The following is a 24,353-nucleotide window of genomic DNA, read 5'->3' on the forward strand; positions in this document are numbered from 1 at the left end:
CTCATAAAGCTCCGGCATCGAAATTGTCTGCATGAAGTTGGGAGCGGATTCGTGCTCCGCTTTCGCAAGTGCCTGCATTTCATGCTCATACCGCATCTGCATTTCAAACAATTCCTCCTCCGAGGGCTTGAAATCCTCTCTATAATCTGGTATAATACCATTATAGTTGTTAAGTGACTGCTCTGCACCTGCGCCAACAGGTGCGTCAAGAGCGGTCATTTCTCTCTTATCGGTCATTCTCTATCTCCTTTCAGACCATTCAGAGTTGTTGTGATGAGCTGTATCGTGGACAGCAGCTCATCGTCCACAGCAGAGCCGTTCTGTATTCTTCGGAGCTCTCCGAGGACTTCGGCAAGCTGATTTTTCAGAGCTTTGTATACTCTCGGATTGCCCTGCACTACCACATCACGGCAGAGAAGCCTTTTTACGATGTAGTCCTGCTTGGTCAGTCCCGACAGTGCCACAGCGGAGTTGATGAGCTGATCTTCTTCGGGCGAGACTCGGAAACCGATCGTCCTTGCCCTGAAACGTCCCTTGCTGTCAAGGTTTTTCGCTGACATCATCTTCACCTCCCTCCGCATCATCGCTTCTCAGGTTACTGAGCCTATCCGCCATTTCGTTCTGCGTACTTGGGAATAGGTGAGCATAGCGATAAGTGATGTCAATACTTTCGTGACCAACCCTGTCTGCGATAGCAACAGCGGAGAAGCCCATTTCAATGAGCAGAGAGATGTGCGAGTGTCTGAGGTCATGAATACGGATACGCTTCACGCCGGATTCTTTCGCCCCTCTGTCCATCTCATGGTGCAGATAGCTCTTGGTTATCATGAACATACGGTCATGTTCCCCGATACCATAAAGCTGACTGATGAAGTCCTGTATCTCCTGAGAAAGAAAATCAGGCATCTTCACAACACGGTTGCTCTTTGCTGTTTTTGGATCAGTGATAATATCCTGTCCCTTGATACGCTGATAGGACTTTGTGATCGAGACCGTCTGCTTCTCAAAGTCGAAATCGGCAGGCGTGAGTGCGAGAAGCTCCCCCTCACGAATACCGCACCAATACAGCATTTCAAAGGCATAAAACGAAACTGGTTTGTCCATCATGACCTCTGCGAACTGCTTGTATTCCTCCTGCGTCCAAAAGAGCATCTCACGGTTCTTCGCCTTTCCCATATTGCCTGCCTTGGCTGCAGGATTGCTCGGAAGTCCGTAAAACTTGACCGCATAATTGAACACAGCACTGAGCTGATTGTGGAGCGTTTTCAGATACACAGGTGAATACGGCTTGCCTGTCTTGGTTGAGCCTTCAAGCATTTCGTTCTGCCACGCTATCACGTCCTTGGGCTGAATGTCGCACATCTTTCTTTTCCCGAAGAACGGGATCAGCTTTGTGCGGAGGATATGCTCCTTGGTGTGCCAAGTGTTGTCTTTCAGACGCTTCTTCATGTCCTCGAAGTAAATCTCCGAAAAGCTCTCAAAGGTCATATCAAGGCTGGATTCCGTCTTGTTCATCTGCTCACGCTCCCACGCCTGAGCTTCTTTCTTTGTGGAGAAACCACGCTTTTGTGTCTGTTTGCGTTCTCCACGGCTGTCGGTGTAGCGGTAGATTACACGCCACTTGCTGCCATCTTTATAGACTGACATCGTATCACTTCCTTTCGCTGTCCTCAGTAGAACCGCCGTAGCAAGTCCTTTCGAGGAAGTATTGTCTGTTCACTCTGCCTGAGATCGTGATATATCCCTTGGCTTCAAGCTCCTTGTTGAGCTTCTGCACTATCTTATAAGCATAGGACTTGGATACATCAAGCTCCCTGGCAACATCTTCTACTCTCATAAAATTTTTATCTGTCATTAAGAGTATCTCCTTTCTCTAACTTAACTCCAAATCGTTAAGTTCTGATTTCATTATACTAAACGTTTTTCGTTATGTCAAGCGCAAGATCACTAAACATTTTTATTTCTACTATCTTGACAAACACTAAGCATATACGTTATAATGTATTTGTGAAATATGGCAGCGCAGATCATCTGCCGTTTAAAAATGGAGGACAACAATATGGCAATAGGTGAGAGGATCAGGTTTATCAGAAACCTCAGAGGTATGACGCAGAAGTTCTTAGGTTTGCAGGTCGGCTTCTCGGAACGGACAGCCGATATTCGTATGGCACAGTATGAATCTGGATCGAGAACGCCTAAAGCTGATCTTGTGGAACTGCTTGCCGACGCACTTGACGTATCGACCGAAGCTCTGAACGTCCCGAACATCGACAGCTACACAGGTCTTATGCACACGCTGTTTGCGTTAGAGGATTTATATGGCTTCAAGATCGACCGTCTGGACGATGAAATATGTATCCGCATCAACAGGCAGAACGGCTCGACCTTTGCGAAGATGACAGGTCTGCTTGAACCCTGGGAGGAAATGGCTCAGAAGTACCGCAATGGGGAGATCAGCCGTGAGGAGTATGATCAGTGGAGATACAGATATCCGAGGTCGGAGGCGGAGAGGAATGAAGCAGCTCGTAAAGGCGATAATAATCTGTAAATAATACTAAAAATGCGAATTTACGTTTGGACATAATGCCAATTGACGTGCTTTCGGCTTTTCTGTATAATTAAATTGTAAGTATATGCCTTAACCTATGAAGGGGGAATTCAAATGAAGAAGAAAAATGAGATTGTACCGAGCAATTCAAATTCCTTTCCAGATGTTTTGCCCAAAAAGCGTCGAGGTTGGTTTGAAGAAGGCACAGACAAATTAGGTCGCCCTTTTGAAAAGAAGCTTGATGAAGATGGGCTTTATACTAAAAAGGAAATTCTTAAAGACGGTACAAGAAAGCTGACCATAAAGAAGAAACCTTAAATACAAATTAGTTAATAAACAAAAAAGAGCTATCCGATTCAAATACGAATCAGATAGCTCTTATCTTTTCAGACAATTATTTTTATACTGTTGCCAATAATAGAAAAACGTTGCCATGATAACGGTTTGATAACGGCTTTTGGCGTATTTACGCCCTATTTTTCGGGGCGTTTATTATTCCCACTCAATAGTAGCCGGGGGTTTAGTGGTAACATCATACACGATACGGTTAATGTTCTTGACCTCGTTGACGATCCGGGCGGAAATGGCCTCCAGAACCTCATAGGGAATCCGGGCAAAGTCCGCAGTCATAAAGTCCGTGGTGGTAACGCCCCGAAGCGCCAGGGTGTAATCATAGGTTCTGCCGTCTCCCATAACGCCCACGGAACGGCAATTGGTCAGCACTGCAAAATACTGGCTGATTTGCTTGTCCAGCCCGGCCTTTGCAATTTCCTCCCGATAGATCCAGTCCGCATCCCGCAGGGTGTCCGCCTTTTCCTTGGTGACTGCCCCGATGATCCGGATGGCAAGACCGGGCCCCGGGAAGGGCTGCCGCATTACCAGATATTCCGGCAAGCCAAGCTCCCTGCCCAGCTGCCGCACCTCGTCCTTGAACAGCAGGCTCAAGGGCTCCAGTACGTCCTGGAATCTTGCAACCACTTCAGCAGGTAGCAGCTTGTTGTGATGGCTCTTGATCACGTCTGCATCCCCCTGACCGGACTCAATTACGTCCGGGTAGATGGTGCCCTGTGCCAGGAAGTCCTGCTTGGTGATGCCGAAGCGTTCCGCCTCGTCCCGGAACACATAGCCGAATTCCGCACCGATGATGTGTCGCTTTTCCTGGGGATCCTCCACCCCTGCCAGCTTGCTGAGGAATCGCTCCTCCGCATTGACCCGAACAAAGTTTACGTCCCACTTTGCAAATGCGGCTTCCACTTCATCCCCTTCGTTTTTGCGCATCAGGCCGTGATCCACAAATACGCAGGTCAGCCGCTCCCCGATGGCTTCCGCCAGCAGAGCAGCCAGTACGGAGGAATCCACGCCGCCGGACAGCGCCAGCAGCACCCGGCCATCCGGCCCGATCTGGTCCCGGAGAGACTGTACAGTTGCCTTGCAGAAATTGCCCATGGTCCAGTCTCCGGTACAGCCGCAGACCTTTTTCAGGAAGTTGTCGATCATGCGGACGCCGAACTGGGTGTGGTTGACCTCCGGATGGAATTGTACCGCATACAGCTTCTGCTCCTTGTTTTCCATGGCCGCAACCGGACAGTGCTGGGTGTGGGCGGTGGCACGGAAGCCTGCTGGCAGCTCGGAAATATAATCCGTATGGCTCATCCAGGAGATGGCTTGTTCCGGCATGTCCTGGATGCCCGCAAACAGCAGGCAGGACGGATCGTAGGTGGTTTCCGTCTTGCCGTATTCAGAGGTGATGCAGGTAGCCACCTTGCCCCCCAGGGTATACGCCATCAGCTGACAGCCGTAGCAGATGCCCAGGATCGGGATGCCCAGATGAAAGATCTCCGGGCTGATCCGGGGGGAGGCATCGTCATACACGCTGTTGGGGCCGCCGGTGAAAATGATGCCCACCGGGTTCAGTGCCCGCAGCTCCTCAATGGGGGTCTTATAGCTTTTCACTTCGCAGTATACGCCGCATTCACGGACTCTGCGGGCGATCAGCTGGTTGTACTGACCGCCAAAATCTAGCACGATGCAAAGCTGGTGTGTCATAGCATACTCCAATGCCCGGCTGTAGGACAGCCGGTTTCCGTTTTTTCGGCAGACGGAATCGCCGGGATGGGGAACGAAGCATCCGCCGCACAGACTTGTGCGGTGCTGCATACATTTCTTTTATTATGCCATTTTTCCGCAAAAAAAGCAAGTAGGGCAGGGGAAAACAGCTTAAAAAGCTGAATGGAATGCGGCTTTTTGGCAGTTTGCATAAAAACCGGTTGGGTTATGCCCGCTTCTCCGGTACATGCGGTGCAGCTTCTATCTGGGACAGGCGGCGGATGATTTCCCCTGCGATCATCAAGCCTGCACAGCCGGGCACGAATGCCATGCTGCCGATGGTTTTGCGGTGCTCCTGCGGCTCCTCGGATTCCTCCAGGTGGGGTGCCGGCGGCTCTGTGGAATACAGCACCGGCAGATGGTGGATGCCTCGCTTCCGCAGGGAAATGCGCATCACCTTGGCAAGGGGACACTGACTGGTTTTGGAGATGTCCGTCAGCACCAGCCTGGAGGGATCCAGCTTGTTGCCGGTGCCCATGCAGGAAATGATGGGGATTCCGGCGGCAGTGGCTTTTTCGATCAGAGTCAGCTTGGAGGTCACCGAGTCGATGGCATCCGCAATGAAGTCAAAGCCCTGCAAATTCACTTCACTGCCGGTGTAGTAGCAGGGGTGCACCGTTACCTGCGCCTCCGGGTTGATGTCCAGGATCCGTTGGCGTGCCACCTCCACCTTCTGCATGCCCAGGGTGGAGTGAAGTGCCACCAGCTGTCGGTTCAGGTTGGTGATGCTCACCGTATCGTGATCCACCAGGGTCAGGTGCCCCACGCCGCTGCGTGCCAGAGCCTCCACCACGTAGGAGCCTACGCCCCCGATGCCGAATACACAGACGGATGCCTGCCGGAGTTGCTCCACTCCTTCCTTGCCAAGCAGCAGCTCTGTCCGGGAAAATGCATGCATCATGAAAGGGCTCCTATTCTGCGTCGTAGAATACGCGGTATTTTTTCTCGTTGTGGGCATGGACACTGAGCACCAGTCCCAGTGCCAGATACATGCTTAACATAGCCGTGCCTCCGGCGCTGAAGAAGGGCAGGGGAATGCCGATAACGGGCATCACCTTGAGCACCATGCCGATGTTCATAAAGCAGTGGGCAAAGAGCATGGCGAATACCCCCAGGCAGATCAGTTTGCCCAGGGTATCCTTGGCGGAGCGGCTGTCGGCGAATATTTTCAGACAGATGTAGGCGAGCACCGCCACCACAGCCACCGTTCCTACAAAGCCGAACACCTGCCCGATCCAGGCGAAGATGAAGTCGTTGTGCAGCTCCGGTACGGTGACATATTCCTGTGCCCCGAACAGCCCCTTGCCGAATACCTGACCGGAGCCCAGGGACGCCAGCCCCAGATCCTGCTGATACTCCAGACCCAAAGGATCCGTGCCCGGATGCAGCAGCACCAGGATCCGGTTCTTGTGGACGGATTTCAGCACGAATTTCCACAGTACCACCCCGGCGCCGCCTGCCAGGGCAAAGGCGGCAAGAATATACCGGAGCTTCAGACCCATGGAAAACAGCATCACGGCAAACATGGCGATGAATACCACGGCAGTGCCGTAATCTCCTTGCAAAAAGATCAGCAGGGTGGGGATGCCGCCGTGGATGCACAGCAGCAGCAAATGCAGAGGCTTGTTGATGTTCTCCTCGTCCCGGGACAGGTGATAGGAAAAGCTGAGGATAAACGCCAGCTTGAGAAACTCGGAGGGTTGAATGGTGGTAAAGCCCAGGTTCAGCCATGCCACGTCATCCGCACCCTCCCGGCGCACGCCCAGGGAGGTGAAGGTAAGCCCCACCAGCACCAGTGCCAGGGGCATGTAGAGGAACCACAGCTTGGCGATCTTGTGATAATCCAGAGCGGTGAGGGTCAGGCAGCCGACAGAGCCGATGAGCATGGCTGCCAGCTGGGTCTGGTAATAGCTTGCGCCTACGGAGCTGACCACATGATTGTAATAAATGGAGTAGATCAGCACCACGCTGAGAGACGCACAAAGAGTAACGGCAATGAACAGGGGCTTGTCCAGCTTGTGCGTGAACTGAGACAGCCGTTGGAGGGCACGTTTCATGGAATTCCTTTCCTTGGTATCTGTGTAGTTATGTATGGGTTTTGTACTTCCGATCCAGGCTCCGGTATTGAACCGCTTCGGTCACATGCCGCAGATCCAGGGTTTCCACTCCGTCCAGATCTGCAATGGTGCGGGCAACCTTCAGCAGCCTGTCGTATGCCCGGGCGGACAGACCCATCCGCTCAAACACATCCTTCAGCCGCTGCTGCGCCCGGTCGGTCATGGGACAGTAGGTGCGGAGCAGATCCGGAGTGATCTGGGCGTTGCAGGTGATGGCGGTGTCCGTAAAGCGCTGCTGCTGGATCTTTCGTGCTGCTTGTACCCGTTCCCGGATGTCAGCGGAGGATTCCTCCTTGCCGGTACCGGTAAGATCCTCAAAGCAAACCGGTGCCACGTCCACATGCAGATCAAAGCGATCCAGCAGGGGACCGGATACCTTGGACAAATATTGCTGTACCTGGTTCTGGGAGCAGGTGCATTTGCGCTGAGGATGCCCGTAATAACCGCAGGGACAGGGGTTCATGGCAGCGATGAGCATAATGGAGCAGGGGTAGGTGATGGTGCCGGACGCCCGGGAAATGGTTACGGTGTGATCCTCCAGGGGCTGCCGCAGGATCTCCAGGGTGCGCCGGTCAAATTCCGCCAGCTCATCCAGGAACAGCAGTCCGTTGTGTGCCAGGGAGATCTCTCCCGGATGGGGAATGCTGCCGCCCCCTGCCAGCCCTGCCGCAGAAATGGTGTGGTGAGGAGAGCGGAAGGGTCGTACCGTTACCAGAGGCTGTCTGGGGTTCAGAAGCCCTGCCACCGAGTGGATGTTGGTGGTCTGGATGGATTCCCCGAAGGTCATTTCCGGCAGGATCCCGGGCATACGCTTTGCCAGCATGCTTTTGCCGCTGCCCGGAGTGCCGATGAGCAGGGTGTTGTGTCCCCCTGCCGCTGCGATCTCCAGGGCACGCTTTGCAAAGTTCTGCCCCCGCACGTCGGAGAAATCCGGCACCGGTTCTGCCTCCACGGCGGTGGGTACATAGGCAGGCTGAGGGGTCAGAGCATGCTCCCCGTCAAAGTGATCCAGTAGCTGGGACACATTCTCCACCCCGTATACGGCGATGCCGGATGCCACAGAGGCTTCATAGGCATTGTCAGCCGGCAGGAAAATCTGCCGGATGCCCTGTTCCCGTGCCAGCAGCACCATGGGCAGCACACCGCTTACCGGCCGCAGACTGCCGTTCAGGGATACCTCCCCCAGGAAGCAACTGTCCTTTGGCAGGGCAGGGAGCCGTCCGGTTGCCTGGAGGATCGCCATGAGAATGGCAAGGTCATAGACAGAGCCGGTCTTTTTGGTGTTTGCCGGCGCCAGGTTTACCATAACTCTTGCAACGGGGAATGCCACGCCGCAGGCACGCAGGGCGGATTTGATCCGTTCCCGGCTTTCCCGGACAGCCGCATCCGGCAGCCCAACCACTTCAAACATGGGCTGTCCCCGGCTGATATCGATTTCCACCTGGACTGCAAAGGCGTTCATGCCGAACAGACCCAGACTGTTGACTTGTGCAAACATAGTCAGTGTTCCTCCTGGTGATCCTCCGGGGCAGTATAGATCTGCTCTGAAGTGAAGATGGGCGCACCGAACAGTTCCTCGGCGGTACGGGGCTTCAGGCTTGCAGGGGATACGGATTCGGACAGGCTGGGAGTGCCTGGCAGGATCACCGGCGCTGCTGGTTTGGGTACAGTGGGGATGTCCGGCTTCGTAACCGGCGGAATATCCGGTACAATGGGAGCATCCGGCTGCGGAAGGGGTTCCATATCCGGCATGGCAGGTACGGATGGCATGTCCGATGATGCATCTGGTACAGAGACGGCAGGCGTTGCAGGGGTCAGATCCTCCATATCCTGTGCCTGTTTCCGATTCTGCAAGTACAGGGGCAGCTCATACTTGGAGGATTCATCCAGCCGCCGGACAAACTGGGGATATCCGGGTAGCTGACTGAGCTGGTTCAGCTGTCGGAAACCACGAATAAGCCGCAGGTTCAGCAGGAAACCGGATACAAAGCAAATGGGATACAGAATGTTCCGCACCGGCATACCCACCGCAAACTGGTACATGCACATAGCTCCGTATAGACCGGTCAGGACAATGGCGCTGAGCCGGTGCTTGGTGGCAGCAAGCACGGACAGGACGCATACGGTGACGCAGAAGATTAGCGCAAAAATCTGGAACAGCACCGCTGCGGAAAGCTGACTGCCGGTGTCGTGAGCCGGGAGATTCAGATTATCCGCCCGTCCGGCAGAGATCAAGCCCACTGTGACGATGGTGATGGTGATGAGGACGGCAACGTTGGCAAGATTCCACCACAGGGAGCGGCGGAACAGCACATGCAGTTTGCGCATCTGCTCGGCGGAGGCTTCGTAGTGGGCAAAGCGCTGCTCCTCTTCAGGAGTGCTTCTTCCGTTTCCCATGCTTTGCTCCTTTCCCGGATTTTTCAGGTGCAGCCTGGGACGTCGGTGTATCCCCGAGAGTCAGCTCATTCAGCTCCGGCAGCTTCTGGGTGTGGGCAGTGTACACCGGTTTGTCACTGAGTACCTCCTCCAGGGGCTGGAGCGGCTGTTCCGGCAGAGAGGCAGGGGCGGTTTCCTTTTTGGGGATCACCCGCCTTTCCTCCTCCTTGCCTTCCAGGGTGCGCCGGGTCAGGGAATCCATATAGTACCGATCCTTGTCAGGGCTGTCCGGATGTAAAGGCTCTTTGTCAAAATCCTGCTTGGACAGCTCCAGCCGCTCGTTGAAGTACGGGTACCCCTCCAGCTTGCTGAGCCGTTCCTCCTCCGGCAGGGTCAGCATGGCACGGATGTACATGGCAGCTCCCAGCAGACCAAGCCCCATGGAGGGCAGATCCACATGGTAGACCCCCAGCAGGCACATGGCGGCATACAGCGCAAACAGGGCAATGTTCAGCTTATGAAAGTTTGCCCATGCCAGATAACCTACGATGACCACCAGGATCGCCAGGAAAATCTGCATAGCACCGCCGCAGAAGATCACCGCAAAGCTGTCCGGCTCTCCCAGGGCATAGCCCAGGCTGGAGAAGATCTGGAACCGCTGCTTGAACATGGCGGTGAAGGCGATGATGAAGCAGGCGAAGCAGGTGTAGAAAAAGGCGGCACGGTTGGTTTTCTCGATTTCCGCCATGGTCTCCCGGCAGCTGTCAAAGTAGGAATAATCCTTTTCCAGCTTTGTATGCTTGACCCGTTCCGCCTGTTCCCGGGCTTCCTTGTCAAAATCAAATTGGGTCTGAAGATCGGTTGGTTTCATTTTGGTTCCTCCTGAGAATGATCTGATGCGGATAGGTGTTCCGGTATGCACAGCTCCTGCATGACGCCGGGGGTCTCCTTCACAGTCTCCGGTCTGTCCCGTCGGTTCAGATCCTGGATCAGCTGGGTGGTGGGGGGCAGATGCTCTTTCTTTGCAGGCAGGGTGTCCAGGAACTGGGGGTAGCCCTCCCGTGCTGCAAGCTGCCGATCCATCCGGATCCCCAGAAAGGAGGCGATGGCTGCGCCCAGGCTGACGATCAAATTCAGGTGTGCGGCAGCCAGTGCCAGGGGCATCTGCCCGTGCCAGGTCTCGGCGATGCAGGCAAAAAGCACCAGGAACGGCAGACACCAGAGCCGTTTTTTATAGGCAAGCCCGATGATGAAGGCGACCTGAAAGGGGCTGTACCAGAAGGTGTAGAAATATGCGCTGCCCAGGATGCCCAGGGTCAGGAACAGCATCATGAACCCGATCAGAAAAATGAGACAGTTGACACCGGCGACGGTCAGAAATGACCACTTCAGAAGCCGGTCTGAAAGCAGCTTTTGCCGGCGGCATTCGGCGTAATGGGCGGTTTGCGCCATACGTTTTGCTTGCTGCTGAAAGGGTATGGACATGGGAGACCCTCCTTTTCCGGTTATACTTCTTTAATTATAGCATAGTTTTCAGCGGTTGAAAAGTACTTCTGCATATTTTTTGACAGAAAATAATCCGGCGGAGCGAGCCGAAAACGTGTAAAGTCGGCTGCTCTGTGAAATATATAAAAAAACGCATTCCACGGAAGCGGAATGCGTTCAAATCGCCAAACTTTCTGAAAACTACTTGACAAGCCGGGAGACATATACTATAATTTTAGAATGTATCGTCATGGCTTATTGCTCAACTTTGCACAATAGTATACCACATCCGGCAAAGTGATGTCAAGAGGTTTTTGAAAAAAATCAGACGGATTTCCGGCTGACCAGGTACAGGTGCGAAGGATTGACACGCAACTACAAAAAGGAGGGCTCCGCCTATGGCAGATGTGAAGGTTACACCCAAGCAGCTTGGCAAGAACACGAGAATGAGCTTCGGCAAGATCAATGAAGTTCTGGAAATGCCGAACCTGATTGAGGTGCAGAAGAATTCCTATAAGTGGTTTAAGGAAGAGGGCTTGAAAGAGGTTTTCCGGGACGTGGCAGCGATCACGGACTACAACGGAAACCTGGTGCTCAATTTTGTGGATTACAAGATCGACGACACCCCCAAATATACGATTGCAGAGTGCAAGGAGCGGGATGTAACCTACGCAGCGCCCCTGCGGGTGAAGGCTACGCTTTGGAATAAGGAAACCGGTGACGTAAAGGAAAGCGAGATCTTCATGGGAGATTTCCCTCTGATGACCGAAAGCGGTACCTTTGTCATCAACGGCGCAGAGCGTGTTATCGTCTCCCAGCTGGTACGTTCCCCCGGTGTGTACTATGCCTTTGAAAAGGACAAGACCGGTAAGGATCTGTTCAAGGCAACCGTCATCCCGAACCGTGGTGCATGGCTGGAATACGAAATGGATTCCAACGATGTGGCATATGTCCGGATCGATAAAAACAGAAAGATTCCGCTGACCACCTTTATCCGTGCTCTGGGTATCGGTACGGACGAGGAAATTGCGGAGATGTTCGGCAACGATGAGCGCCTGCGCCAGACCATCCTCCAGAAGGACGGCACCAAGAACAATTCCGACGCTCTGATCGATGTATATAAAAAGCTGCGTCCCGGCGAACCGCCTACGGTGGAAAGCGCCATCCAGCACCTGGATAATCTGTTCTTTGACGCAAAGCGCTATGATCTGTCCCGGTTCGGCCGGTACAAGTACAACAAGAAGCTGGGTATCGGCTCCCGTCTGGTGGGACACATCCTGTCCCGTCCGGTGGCAAATGAGCTGACCGGTGAGCTGCTGGCGGATGCCGGCGATCGTCTGAGCTTTGAGAAGGCGATGGAGATCGAGCAGGCGGGTGTTTACGAAGCATATCTCAACGTTGAAACCAAGGAATACTACACCAACGAGCAGAACGAAACCGCCATTCGTATGGTGGAAAAGGAAGTCAAGGTCATCGGTAACGGCATGGTTGACCTGTCCGGTTATGTGGATTTCGACGTGCTGGAATACGGCATCAACGAGAAGGTTTCCTTCAAGGTGCTCAAGGAGATCCTGGAAAGCTCTGCGGACGCCCAGGAGCTGGAGGAGCAGGTCAAGAAGCGTGCGGATGAGCTGGTGCCCAAGCACATCATCCTGGACGATATCTACGCCACCATCAGCTACTTCTGCAATCTGTGCGAAGGCGTGGGCACGGTGGACGACATCGACCATCTGGGGAACCGGCGTATCCGTTCCGTGGGCGAGCTGCTGCAGAACCAGTTCCGCATCGGCTTTTCCCGGATGGAGCGTGTGATCCGGGAGCGGATGAACATCCAGGCACAGGATATGGACGTAATCACCCCCCAGGCACTGGTGAATATCCGTCCCATTACCGCAGCCATCAAGGAGTTCTTCGGATCTTCCCCCCTGTCCCAGTTCATGGATCAGACCAACCCTCTGGCTGAGCTGACCCATAAGCGTCGTTTGTCCGCCCTGGGTTCCGGCGGTCTGTCCCGTGACAGAGCCGGATTCGAGGTGCGTGACGTACACTACAGCCACTACGGCAGAATGTGCCCCATCGAGACTCCGGAAGGTCCGAACATCGGTCTGATTTCCTACCTGGCAACATTTGCAAGAATCAACGAGTACGGCTTTATCGAAGCTCCCTACCGGAAGGTAGACAAGGCAACCGGCGTGGTCACAGACGAGGTTGTATATATGACTGCGGACGTGGAGGATAACTTCATTGTAGCCCAGGCCAACGAGCCGTTGACCGAGGAGGGCAAGTTTGCCCGCCAGAGAGTCAACTGCCGGTACCGGGAGAAGATCCTGGAGTGCGACCGGGATCAGGTGGACTACATGGATGTATCCCCGAAGATGGTAGTCTCCGTGGCAACCGCCATGATCCCCTTCCTGGAGAACGACGACGCAAACCGTGCCCTCATGGGTTCCAACATGCAGAGACAGGCAGTGCCGCTGCTCAAGACCGAGCGTCCCTTCGTGGGCACCGGTATGGAATACAAGGCGGCTGTGGACTCCGGCGTGTGCATCGTATGCAATGCAGACGGTGTAGTGGAAAGCGTTTGTGCAGATGAGGTCATCGTCAAGCAGGAGGATGGCACCAAGCAGAAATACAAGCTGACCAAGTTTAAGCGCTCCAACCAGGGCACCTGCATCAACCAGCGTCCTATCGTTTCTGTGGGAGAAGCAGTCAAGAAGGGACAGGTGCTGGCGGACGGTCCTGCAACCGCTGACGGTGAGATCTCCCTGGGTAAGAACGCCCTCATCGGCTTCATGACCTGGGAGGGCTACAACTACGAGGATGCGGTTCTGCTGAACGAGCGTCTGGTGCGTGAGGATGTTTTCACCTCCGTGCACATTGAAGAATACGAGATCGAGTGCCGTGACACCAAGCTGGGGCCGGAGGAAATTACCCGGGATATCCCCAATGTCAGCGACGATGCACTGAAGGATCTGGACGAAAAGGGTATCATCCGCATCGGTGCGGAGGTGCATTCCGGGGATATTCTGGTTGGTAAGGTAACCCCCAAGGGCGAGACCGAGCTGACCGCAGAGGAACGGTTGCTCCGGGCGATCTTCGGCGAAAAGGCAAGAGAAGTCCGGGACAACTCCCTGAAGGTGCCTCACGGAGAGGCGGGCGTCATTGTAGACGTGAAGATCTTTACACGGGACAACTGCGATGAGCTTAGCCCCGGGGTGAATATGCTGGTACGCTGCTACATCGCACAGAAGCGGAAGATTTCCGTAGGCGATAAGATGGCAGGTCGTCACGGCAACAAGGGTGTGGTTTCCCGGATTCTGCCGGAGGAGGATATGCCCTTCCTGCCGGATGGCACACCGCTGGATATCGTGCTGAACCCCCTGGGCGTACCTTCCCGTATGAACATCGGGCAGGTGCTGGAGGTGCACCTTGGTATGGCTGCCAAGGCACTGGGCTGGCACATTATGACCCCTGTATTCGACGGTGCCCACGAGGATGACATCCGGGCATGCCTGAATGCGGCAAACGAAAAGAACAAGAAGATCCAGGCGGAAGCCACCGAGCAGTACTTCACGCTGAACACCATGGATAAGGTGATCAACCCCAACGCACTGGAAATGTGCGAGGACGGCAAGTTCACCCTGTACGACGGCAGAACCGGTGAAAAGTTTGATAACCGTGTAACCGTGGGTTATATGTACTATCTGAAGCTGCACCACCTGGTTGATGATAAGATCCACGCACGTTCCGTTGGCCCCTACTCCCTGGTTACCCAGCAGCCTCTGGGCGGTAAGGCACAGTTCGGCGGTCAGCGTTTCGGTGAGATGGAAGTTTGGGCGCTGGAGGCTTACGGCGCTGCTTATACCCTGCAGGAGATCCTGACGGTCAAGTCCGATGATACCGTAGGACGTGTCAATACCTACGAGGCCATCGTAAAGGGACAGAACGTACCGAAGCCGGGCATTCCGGAGTCCTTCAAGGTATTGATCAAGGAGCTCCAGTCCCTGGGTCTGGATGTAAGAGTTCTGGATGAGAACCAGGAAGAGATCGATCTGAAGCAGAACTTTGACGATGATGACGACATCATTCCCCAGCCGGTGTCCTTTGCGGATGAAGAAACCGCAGACGGCAGCTACTACGGCAATGATGATATGGGCGATGCCGGCTTCAGCATGGACGGCGAAGAGGAAGACGAGGATGACCTGACCTTGCCGGAGGATGGAGAGAGCGAAGATGTGTTCAACTTTGACCTTTCCGGCGATGAGGATATCTGAACAAGCGGCGGCGGGGCATGACGCCCTGCCTGCGATGCGATACAGTAGCGTGACAGCACGCTACCTCTTACGAGAATTTTAGGAGGTACTGATTTGGAATTTTCAACTTTTGACTCCATTAAAATCGGCCTGGCATCCCCGGAGCAGATCCGCAACTGGTCCTACGGTGCTGTGGAGCGTCCGGAAACCATCAACTACAGAACCCAGAAGCCGGAGCGGGACGGTCTGTTCTGCGAACGGATCTTTGGACCCACCAAGGACTGGGAGTGCCACTGCGGTAAGTTCAAGAAGATCCGCTTCAAGGGCAAGGTCTGCGACCGGTGCGGCGTTGAGGTAACCCGTGCCAAGGTGCGTCGTGAGCGTATGGGTCACATTGAGCTGGCGGCTCCCGTGTCCCACATCTGGTACTTCAAGGGTACCCCCTCCAGAATCGGCCAGGTACTGGAGGTTTCCCAGAAGCGTCTGGAGGAAGTCCTCTACTTTACCAAGTACATCGTGCTGGATCCCGGCGGGACAGATCTGGTAAAGAAGCAGCTCCTCAGCGAAAAGGAGTACCTGTCCTATCAGGAAAAATACGGTGACGACTTCAAGGCTGAAATGGGCGCAGAAGCCATCTACAAGCTGCTGCAGGAATTTGATCCGGCTCGTTACGATGTAATGAAGAACAAGCTGGTGATGAGCGGCAAGCTGACGTTGGATAAAACCCAGCGGGAAGCTTGCAAGAATTGTGAATTTGCACACAACTGCAAGGAGTGTGCCTTCTGCCAGGATGTGGACGCCGAGTGGCGGAATAACCTGGAGGTTGCCTCCGATGAGCTGAAGGAAGAACTGCAGGGACTGCCCGCAGGACAGAAGAAGATCAAGCTGTTGAAGCGGCTGGAGATCATCGAGGCATTCCGGCTGTCCGGCAACAAGCCTGAGTGGATGGTTATGACCGTTGTGCCGGTGATCCCGCCGGAGCTGCGTCCGATGGTTATGCTGGACGGCGGCAGATATGCTACCTCCGATCTGAATGACCTGTATCGCCGGGTCATCAACCGGAATAACCGTCTGAAGCGAATGCTGACCCTGGAAGCGCCGGACATCATCATCCGGAACGAAAAGCGGATGCTCCAGGAAGCGGTGGACGCCCTCATCGACAACGGCCGTCACGGCAGACCGGTCACCGGCCCCAACAACCGTGCCCTCAAATCCCTGTCCGATATGCTGAAGGGTAAGCAGGGACGGTTCCGTCAGAACCTGCTGGGTAAGCGTGTTGACTACTCCGGCCGTTCCGTAATCGTGGTTGGCCCGGAGCTGAAGATGTATCAGTGCGGTCTGCCCAAGGAAATGGCGCTGGAGCTGTTCAAGCCCTTCGTGCTGAAGCGCCTGGTGGACACCAAAGTCATTGCAAATATCAAGAGCGCAAGAAAAATGGTGGATCGTGCCTCCACTGAGGTATGGGACGCTTTGGAAAATGTCATCAAGGATCACCCGGTACTGCTGAACCGTGCGCCTACCCTGCACAGACTGGGGATCCAGGCGTTTGAGCCGGTGCTGGTAGAGGGTCGTGCGTTGAAGCTGCATCCTCTGGTATGTACCGCATACAACGCAGACTTCGACGGAGACCAGATGGCGGTGCATCTGCCCCTGTCCGCTGAGGCACAGGCGGAAGCCCGGTTCCTGATGCTGGCGGCAAACAACCTGCTGAAGCCCTCCGATGGATGCCCGGTGGCAGTGCCCACCCAGGATATGGTGCTTGGCTCCTACTATCTGACCATGCTCAAGCAGGGCGAGCCCGGCGAGGGCAAGGTGTTCCGTGACCAGGACGAGGCGCTGATGGCGTACTACGAGCATGACGTATCCTTGCATGCTGCCATCAAGGTGCGTGTCACCAAGGACATCGGGGAGCGGAAGGTATCCAAGATCATCGACTGCACCGTTGGCCGGCTGATCTTCAACGAAAACATTCCCCAGAATCTGGGCTATGTGGACAGAACCAATTCCGACAAGCAGTTTGACCTGGAAATTTCCTTCCTGGTTGGCAAGAAGCAGCTTTCTGATATCATCGAGCGCTGCATCCGGATCCACGGTACCACCACCACCTCCGAAGTGCTGGATAAGATCAAGGCGCTGGGCTTTAAGTTCTCCACCAAGGCTGCCATCACTGTAGCAGTCTGCGATGCGGAGATCCCGCCCCAGAAGAAGGAGATTTTGGCGGAAGCGGATAAGAAGATCGAGCAGATCACCACAGAGTATGAATATGGCTATATCTCCCAGCAGGAAAAGTCCAAGCAGTTCATTCAGATCTGGAACCAGGCAACGGACGATGTAACCACTGCGCTGAAGAAGAATCTGGATCAGTACAACCCCATCTTCATGATGGCGGACTCCGGTGCCCGTGGTAGTATCAACCAGATCCGTCAGCTAGCGGGCATGCGTGGTCTGATCGCCAACACCTCCGGTGCTACCATCGAGATGCCGATCAGAGCCAACTACCGGGAAGGTCTGAACATTCTGGAATACTTCATTTCCTCCCGAGGTGCCCGGAAGGGTCTGGCGGATACCGCACTGCGTACTGCGGACTCCGGTTATCTGACCCGTCGTCTGGTAGACGTTTCCCAGGATGTGATCATCCGGGAGCATGACTGCCACGCTGATGACGGTATTGAGGTTTATGAGATCCGCAACGGAAACGAAATGATCGAGCCGCTGGCAGAACGTCTGGTGGGCAGATACCTGGTAGAGGATCTGCGGGACGACAAGGGCGAGCTGATCGTTTCCAAGAACAAGCTGATGAATTCCGCCGATGCAAAGCGTGTTGTGGAATCCGGCGTGGAGACCATCAAGATCCGTTCCGTGCTGCGCTGCAAGGCAAAGCAGGGTGTATGCGCAAAGTGCTACGGCGCAAACCTGGCAAACGGCAACCTGGTCAATGTGGGTGAAGCGGTTGGTATCATCGCTGCACAGTCCATCGGTGAGCCCGGTACCCAGCTGACCATGCGTACCTTCCATACGGGCGGTATCGCTTCTGCGGAGGATATCACACAGGGTCTTCCCCGTGTCGAGGAATTGTTCGAGGGCAGACGTCCCAAGAATGCAGCCATCATTGCAAGAATGAGCGGCCGTGTACAGATCGAGGAGGTCAACAAGACCCGGAACGTGGTTCTGACCAATCTGGAAACCGGCGAAAGCGAAACCTATATGATCCCCTACAACTTCAAGATCCGTGTTCGTCCGGGTCAGGATATCGAAAAGGGCGAGAAGCTCACAGAGGGCAATATCTACCCCACCGATATTCTGAATATTCTGGGTCCTCAGGCAGTGCAGAACTACATCATCGACGAGGTACAGAAGGTATACCGGCTCCAGGGTGTTGATATCAACGATAAGCACATTGAAGTAATCGTGCGGCAGATGCTCCGGAAGATCAAGGTTGAGGATTCCGGCAGCAGCTATCTGCTTCCCGGTGCACTGGTAGACTCCAAGGAGGTTGCACAGATCAACGAGGAGCTGCAGGAGCGGATCAACAATGGCGAGGAGACCCTGTCTCTGATTACCACCACTCCGGTGCTCCAGGGTATTACCAAGGCATCCTCCAGCTCGGAGAGCTTCCTGTCCGCCGCTTCCTTCCAGGAAACCACAAAGGCACTGACAGATGCAGCAATCCGGGGCAAGAGCGATCACCTGCTGGGTCTGAAGGAAAATGTTATCATCGGTAAGCTGGTACCTGCCGGCACCGGTATGGATATTTACAACAAGGTACAGGTAGTCAAGAACGAGGGCTATCTGGAGCATGCAGCAGCGGCAAGCAATTCTGCTACCATGCTGTAAGCAGTTCGTATCATCATCACTCCCCGGAGCGCAGAATGCTGCAACAAGCGGCGGCGTTCCGGGGATTTTTTTGGAGGAGCCTATGAAGCGGATCGGATGGATCGTGGGTCTGGCGGCAGGCATGGCGGCAGCAGTCTGTATGGGTGCTGTATGCCGGGCGGAAACCGATGACAGCGGCAGATATACCTATGAGCTCCAGGATGGAAAAGCGTCCATTCTCCATTATAGCTGGAATGAAGCGGACACGGTGCTGACCATCCCGGATACGCTTGGGGGCGCCCCGGTGACGGAGCTTGCCGCAGGTGCCTTTGCCGAGTGCTATGCGGAAACCGTGACTCTGCCGGCAGGGGTGACTTATATCGGAGACAGCTGCTTCCGGGATTGCGGCTATCTGACAGAAGCGACTCTGCCAAAGGGATTGGAAACCATCGGCGCTTCTGCCTTTGAAGACTGCGTCCTGCTGAAGCAGGTGGAGATTCCGGACACGGTGACGGAGATCGAAACCGCCGCCTTCAGCGGAACCCCCTGGCTGGAGGATCGGAGCCAGGACGTGCTGATCGTGGGAGACGGGATCCTGCTGGCATACCGGGGGGAGGGAACAGCCTACGAGATCCCGGATACAGTGCACAGCATAGGGGATTCCGCCTTTGCCAACTGCACGGTGCTGGAATCGGTGACCATTCCGGATTCTGTAATGTACATCCGGGAGGGGGCGTTCGACAACTGTACGGCGTTAAAGGAGATTGCCTTTCCGGAGCAGAGCAACATGATCATTAGTGCAGACGCTTTGCGGAATACCCTTTGGTTTCAGAAGCAGCCGGATGGCTGCGTGGTCATCGGCAGTACCCTGTATCGTTTCAAGGGCAGCGGTACCCAGGCGCAGGTGCCGGAAGGGGTGACGGTCATCGGGGAATCCGCTTTTGAGCAAACAGCGGTTACATCGGTGATTCTGCCGGATGGGGTGCAGGAGATTCGCCGTGCCGCCTTTTACGGATGTGAGAACCTCCGGAGTATCACCCTGCCCCAGGAGGTGCGGAAGATCGGCACCATGGGCTTTTATCACTGCGGCAGTCTGACCAGTGTGATTCTGCCCCAGGGATTGGAGGAGATCGGGGACTACGCCTTTGCCTCCTGTGACAAGCTGCTGTATCTGGCAGTGCCGGATTCGGTCACGAGCCTTGGCAGCCGGTGTATGGGCTATACCTATGTATCCGGGGAGGAGGGCTTTGCTCTGGAGGAGCAGTTCCGGATCAGCACGGAAAGCCCTGCTGCAAAAGCCTATGCGGAAAAAGAAGGAATTTCCTTGGCTGCGCCCATGGGGGCGGAGGAATCCGATGCAGAAGTTCATTCCATGTCCATGGGTACAAAACGGCTCCTGTTCGGCGGCATTGTGCTGGCTGGGGGCGCCGGAATCGCACTGGTGATGCTGCTGATGCGGCGAAAAGCACAGAAAACTACAGAAAAATGACCGGATCAGCGGGAAATTTTCTACAAGAGGCTTGACAAACCGGAAATGGAGGTATATAATAATCTAGTATGCGGCACTCTAATGTTGCAGGCATAAATATAGAAGAAAAGGAGGAAAACTATGCCAACCTTTAATCAGCTGGTACGTAAGGGCAGAACAGTTGCGGAGGTGAAGTCTACCGCTCCGGCTCTCCAGAAGGGCTACAATGCGAAGAAGAAGACCGCCATCAACCAGAGCTCCCCGCAGAAGCGTGGTGTTTGCACTGCTGTCAGAACTTCCACACCGAAGAAGCCGAACTCTGCTATGAGAAAGATCGCCAGAGTACGTCTGACAAATGGCTACGAAGTAACTGCTTACATTCCGGGTATCGGTCATAACCTGCAGGAACACAGCGTGGTTCTGATCCGTGGCGGACGTGTAAAGGATCTCCCCGGTGTGCGTTACCACATCATCCGCGGTACATTGGATGCACAGGGCGTTGCAAACAGAGCACAGGCTCGTTCCAAGTACGGCGCAAAGCAGCCGAAGGCAGCTAAGAAGTAGGATTCAACCAACCACAGGATATAATGTGGAGATGATATAGAAGCCCTTGGGGCAGATATACCTCTGCATTGGTCTTGACGGTCAACACATGCAATGTGTGAACGAGTACCTATGAATTCATGAATCTATGTGAAGGAGGGAAGCGAAATGCCAAGAAGAGGTAATATCGCAAAGCGAGATGTACTGCAGGATCCTGTATACAACTCCAAGCTTGTCACCCGCTTGATCAACAACATCATGCTGGACGGCAAGAAGGGTGTTGCGCAGAAGATCGTTTACGAGGCATTTGACATCGTCGCTGAAAAAACAGGCAAGGACGCACTGGAAGCTTTTGAACAGGCAATGGAGAATATCATGCCGGTTCTGGAAGTAAAGGCACGCAGAATGGGCGGTGCAACCTATCAGGTTCCGATGGAGGTTCGCCCGGAGCGTCGTCAGACACTGGGTCTGAGATGGATGACCAAGTATGCCAGACTGAGAAACGAAAAGACCATGAAGGAAAAGCTGGCAGGCGAGATCATGGACGCACTCAACGGCACCGGCGGTGCTTGCAAGAAGCGTGACGATACGCATAAGATGGCAGAGGCTAATAAGGCATTTGCACATTACCGTTGGTAATGGGTCTTATGTGCTAAGATTAGGAGGAGAATTATGCCTAGAGATTGTTCTTTGGAACAGACCCGAAATATTGGTATAATGGCTCACATTGACGCAGGCAAGACTACCACCACCGAGCGTATCCTGTTCTACACAGGTATTACGCACAAGATCGGCGAGGTGCACGAGGGTGCTGCGACAATGGACTGGATGGAGCAGGAGCAGGAGAGAGGTATCACCATTACCTCCGCTGCAACCACCGCTCACTGGGCAGGCCACAGAATCAATATCATCGATACCCCCGGCCACGTAGACTTTACCGTAGAGGTTGAGCGTTCCTTGAGAGTGCTCGACGGCTCTGTAACAGTTTTCTGTGCAAAGGGCGGTGTTGAGCCTCAGTCTGAAACCGTTTGGCGTCAGGCTGATAAGTATCACGTTCCGAGAATGGCGTATGTAAACAAGATGGACATCATGGGTGCCAACTTCTACAACGTAGTTGACATGATGAAGACCAGACTGCACTGCAACGCTGTTCCGATTCAGTTGCCCATCGGCGCTGAATCCGACTTTAAGGGACTGATCGACCTTGTTGAGATGAAGGCATATGTGTACTACGATGACCTTGGAAAGGACATCAGAGTAGAGGACATTCCTGCTGACATGATGGACAAGGCACAGGAATACCACGATGCAATGATCGAGAGTGCTGCTGAGCAGGATGATGATCTGCTTGAGAAGTATCTGAGCGGCGAAGAGCTGAGCATTGACGAGATCAAGAGATGCATCCGTGAAGGCACACTGGCAAACACATTTGTTCCGGTTGTGTGCGGTACTTCCTACAAGAACAAGGGCGTTCAGAAGCTTCTGGATGCAATTGTTGACTATATGCCGTCTCCGCTGGATGTGCCCCCGATCAAGGGCGTAAATCCGGAGACTGGTGAAGAGGTTGAAAGACCTTCTTCCGACGATGAGCCCTTTGCAGCGCTTGCATTCAAGATTGCAACGGATCCCTTCGTTGGTAAGCTCTGTTTCTTCCGTGTATACTCTGGTACCGTTGATGCAGGTACAACCGTACTGAACGCTACCAAGGACAACCGGGAGAGACTGGGTCGTATTCTGCAGATGCACTCCAACCACAGAAAGGATATCGAAACTGTTTACGCAGGGGATATCGCTGCTGCAGTTGGTCTGAAGAATACCACCACAGGTGATACCCTGTGTGACGAAAAGCACCCGGTAATCCTGGAGTCCATGGAATTCCCGGATCCGGTTATCAATCTGGCGATCGAGCCCAAGACCAAGGCTGGTCAGGAGAAGATGGGTATTGCGCTGTCCAAGCTGGCAGAAGAAGATCCTACCTTCAGAACCTGGACGGACGAGGAAACCGGTCAGACTATCATTGCTGGCATGGGTGAGCTCCACCTGGAGATCATTGTGGACAGACTGTTCCGTGAATTCAAGGTAGAGGCAAACGTTGGTGCGCCCCAGGTTTCCTACAAGGAAGCAATCAAGGGCAAGGCTGACGTGGATCACAAGTATGCAAGACAGTCCGGCGGTAAGGGTCAGTACGGTCACGTTAAGATCCAGATCGAGCCCAACGAGCCCGGTAAGGGTTATGAGTTCATCAATGACGTTGTCGGCGGTGCAATTCCGAAGGAATACATTCCGGCTGTCGATCAGGGTATCCGGGGCGCTATGCAGTCCGGTGTTCTGGCAGGCTATCAGGTAGTTGACGTAAAGGTTCGTCTGTATGACGGTTCTTACCACGAAGTTGACTCCTCTGAAATGGCATTTAAGATCGCTGGTTCTATGGCGTTCAAGGAGGCTATGCGTAAGGCAAACCCGGTTCTGATGGAACCGATCATGAAGGTCGTTGTAATCGTGCCTGAGGAATACATGGGCGATGTAATCGGTGACCTGAACTCCCGCCGTGGTCAGATCCTCGGCATGGAAGCAAGACCCGGCGCACAGCAGATCAATGCACTCGTTCCGCTGTCCGAAATGTTCGGCTACTCCAATGACCTGCGTTCCAAGACACAGGGTCGTGGGCAGTACTCTATGGAACCCCACAGCTATCTGGAAGTTCCGAAGTCCATTGCGGAGAAGATCATGCACGAGCGCAACAAGGATAAGGAATAAAATTTCCGAAATCACTTGCATTTACCTGTAATATCTGATAAAATAGAGTTATCAGATTTGCACAAACCAATACTAGAAACGAGGAGGAAATTCCAATGGCAAAGGCTAAATTTGAAAGAACCAAGCCCCATGTTAACATCGGCACAATCGGTCACGTTGACCATGGTAAGACCACACTTACCGCTGCAATCACCAAGACCCTGGCACTGAAGGGTCAGGCTCAGTATGAGGCTTACGATATGATCGATAAGGCTCCTGAGGAGAGAGAGCGTGGTATTACAATCAATACCGCTCACGTTGAGTACGAGACTGACAAGCGTCACTACGCACACGTTGACTGCCCCGGTCACGCTGACTATGTTAAGAACATGATCACCGGCGCAGCACAGATGGATGGTGCGATCCTCGTAGTTGCAGCTTCCGACGGCCCGATGGCTCAGACCCGTGAGCACATCCTGCTGGCTCGTCAGGTAGGCGTTCCGGCAATCGTTGTATTCATGAACAAGGCTGACCAGGTTGACGATCCTGAGCTGCTGGAGCTGGTTGAGATGGACATCAGAGATCTGCTGTCTTCCTACGACTTCCCCGGCGATGACACTCCGATCATCATCGGTTCTGCTCTGGCTGCACTGGAAGCTCCCGATGATCTGAGCGATCCTGCTTACAAGCCGATCCTGGATCTGATGGATGCTGTAGACGAATACATTCCCAGCCCGGAGCGTGACGATGCTAAGCCTTTCCTGATGCCGATCGAGGATACTATGACCATTTCCGGTCGTGGTACCGTTGTAACCGGTAGAGTAGAAAGAGGAAAGCTGAACCTGAACGAGACTGTTGAAATCGTTGGTCTGTCTGACGAGAAGCTCAGCACCGTTGTTACCGGTATT

At 54.1% G+C, this 24,353-nt stretch carries 20 protein-coding genes; 9 read left to right on the forward strand and 11 right to left on the reverse strand.

Going from position 1 to position 24,353, the window contains the following annotated elements; all coding sequences use genetic code 11:
• The 4 genes from RUM_RS12845 to RUM_RS05785 form a co-directional block, all read right to left on the reverse strand.
• The coding region (locus tag RUM_RS12845) for a hypothetical protein (RefSeq protein ID WP_041326294.1) at positions 1-237 on the reverse strand (237 nt) is incomplete at its 3' end.
• Complete coding sequence (locus tag RUM_RS05775) at positions 234-560, reverse strand: plasmid mobilization protein (protein WP_015558244.1); 327 nt, start codon at positions 558-560, stop codon at positions 234-236. The genes RUM_RS05775 and RUM_RS12845, both read right to left, overlap by 4 nt.
• Positions 541-1,647, reverse strand: coding sequence for a site-specific integrase (locus RUM_RS05780; RefSeq protein ID WP_015558245.1), 1,107 nt, complete (start codon positions 1,645-1,647; stop codon positions 541-543). The genes RUM_RS05775 and RUM_RS05780 overlap by 20 nt, the downstream gene beginning before the upstream one ends.
• A 4-nt stretch (positions 1,648-1,651) precedes the next feature.
• Complete coding sequence (locus tag RUM_RS05785; protein ID WP_015558246.1) at positions 1,652-1,855, reverse strand: helix-turn-helix domain-containing protein; 204 nt, start codon at positions 1,853-1,855, stop codon at positions 1,652-1,654.
• Positions 1,856-2,059: 204 nt separating this feature from the next.
• Between RUM_RS05785 and RUM_RS05790 the strand changes: the two genes are divergently transcribed.
• Both RUM_RS05790 and RUM_RS05795 read left to right on the forward strand, forming a co-directional pair.
• Entirely contained in the window at positions 2,060-2,548 is a 489-nt protein-coding gene (locus tag RUM_RS05790) for a helix-turn-helix domain-containing protein (RefSeq protein ID WP_015558247.1), read from the forward strand.
• A gap of 114 nt (positions 2,549-2,662) precedes the next feature.
• Positions 2,663-2,866, forward strand: a complete 204-nt coding sequence (locus tag RUM_RS05795; RefSeq protein WP_015558248.1) for a hypothetical protein — start codon at positions 2,663-2,665, stop codon at positions 2,864-2,866.
• Positions 2,867-3,040: 174 nt separating this feature from the next.
• Here RUM_RS05795 and guaA read toward each other — a convergent pair whose 3' ends face one another.
• From guaA to RUM_RS05830, 7 genes are all read right to left on the reverse strand, one after another.
• On the reverse strand, positions 3,041-4,594 hold the full coding sequence (guaA, locus tag RUM_RS05800) for a glutamine-hydrolyzing GMP synthase (RefSeq protein ID WP_041326636.1): 1,554 nt from the start codon (positions 4,592-4,594) through the stop codon (positions 3,041-3,043).
• 226 nt (positions 4,595-4,820) lie between these two features.
• The gene (locus RUM_RS05805) at positions 4,821-5,555 is read right to left on the reverse strand and encodes a tRNA threonylcarbamoyladenosine dehydratase (RefSeq protein ID WP_041326295.1); all 735 of its coding nucleotides are present in this window, start codon (positions 5,553-5,555) and stop codon (positions 4,821-4,823) included.
• A 10-nt stretch (positions 5,556-5,565) separates the two neighbouring features.
• Complete coding sequence (locus RUM_RS05810) at positions 5,566-6,711, reverse strand: FtsW/RodA/SpoVE family cell cycle protein (RefSeq protein ID WP_015558251.1); 1,146 nt, start codon at positions 6,709-6,711, stop codon at positions 5,566-5,568.
• A gap of 28 nt (positions 6,712-6,739) precedes the next feature.
• On the reverse strand, positions 6,740-8,269 hold the full coding sequence (locus tag RUM_RS05815) for a YifB family Mg chelatase-like AAA ATPase (RefSeq protein WP_015558252.1): 1,530 nt from the start codon (positions 8,267-8,269) through the stop codon (positions 6,740-6,742).
• 2 nt (positions 8,270-8,271) lie between these two features.
• A complete protein-coding gene (locus tag RUM_RS05820) occupies positions 8,272-9,168 on the reverse strand; it encodes a hypothetical protein (RefSeq protein ID WP_015558253.1) in 897 nt (298 codons plus the stop codon).
• The gene (locus RUM_RS05825) at positions 9,143-10,018 is read right to left on the reverse strand and encodes a hypothetical protein (RefSeq protein ID WP_015558254.1); all 876 of its coding nucleotides are present in this window, start codon (positions 10,016-10,018) and stop codon (positions 9,143-9,145) included. The genes RUM_RS05820 and RUM_RS05825 overlap by 26 nt, the downstream gene beginning before the upstream one ends.
• Entirely contained in the window at positions 10,015-10,632 is a 618-nt protein-coding gene (locus tag RUM_RS05830; protein WP_015558255.1) for a hypothetical protein, read from the reverse strand. Before RUM_RS05830 ends, RUM_RS05825 begins: the two co-directional genes overlap by 4 nt.
• 398 nt (positions 10,633-11,030) lie before the next feature.
• On the opposite strand from RUM_RS05830, the gene rpoB reads away from it, so the two are divergent.
• From rpoB to RUM_RS13090, 7 genes are all read left to right on the forward strand, one after another.
• Positions 11,031-14,906: a DNA-directed RNA polymerase subunit beta gene (gene rpoB / locus RUM_RS05835; protein ID WP_015558256.1), complete on the forward strand. Its 3,876-nt coding sequence runs from the start codon at positions 11,031-11,033 to the stop codon at positions 14,904-14,906.
• A 93-nt stretch (positions 14,907-14,999) separates the two neighbouring features.
• A complete protein-coding gene (gene rpoC / locus RUM_RS05840; RefSeq protein WP_022356927.1) occupies positions 15,000-18,719 on the forward strand; it encodes a DNA-directed RNA polymerase subunit beta' in 3,720 nt (1,239 codons plus the stop codon).
• Between the two features lie 82 nt (positions 18,720-18,801).
• A complete protein-coding gene (locus RUM_RS05845; RefSeq protein WP_015558257.1) occupies positions 18,802-20,187 on the forward strand; it encodes a leucine-rich repeat domain-containing protein in 1,386 nt (461 codons plus the stop codon).
• 120 nt (positions 20,188-20,307) lie between these two features.
• Entirely contained in the window at positions 20,308-20,730 is a 423-nt protein-coding gene (gene rpsL / locus RUM_RS05850; protein WP_015558258.1) for a 30S ribosomal protein S12, read from the forward strand.
• A 147-nt stretch (positions 20,731-20,877) separates the two neighbouring features.
• On the forward strand, positions 20,878-21,348 hold the full coding sequence (gene rpsG, locus RUM_RS05855; RefSeq protein ID WP_015558259.1) for a 30S ribosomal protein S7: 471 nt from the start codon (positions 20,878-20,880) through the stop codon (positions 21,346-21,348).
• A 33-nt stretch (positions 21,349-21,381) separates the two neighbouring features.
• A complete protein-coding gene (gene fusA, locus RUM_RS05860; RefSeq protein ID WP_041326296.1) occupies positions 21,382-23,466 on the forward strand; it encodes an elongation factor G in 2,085 nt (694 codons plus the stop codon).
• Positions 23,467-23,561: 95 nt separating this feature from the next.
• Positions 23,562-24,353, forward strand: a 792-nt coding sequence (locus tag RUM_RS13090; protein WP_041326297.1) for an elongation factor Tu, incomplete at its 3' end; no start/stop codon positions are given.

This window comes from Ruminococcus champanellensis 18P13 = JCM 17042, assembly GCF_000210095.1.
Lineage (GTDB): Bacteria > Bacillota > Clostridia > Oscillospirales > Ruminococcaceae > Ruminococcus_F > Ruminococcus_F champanellensis.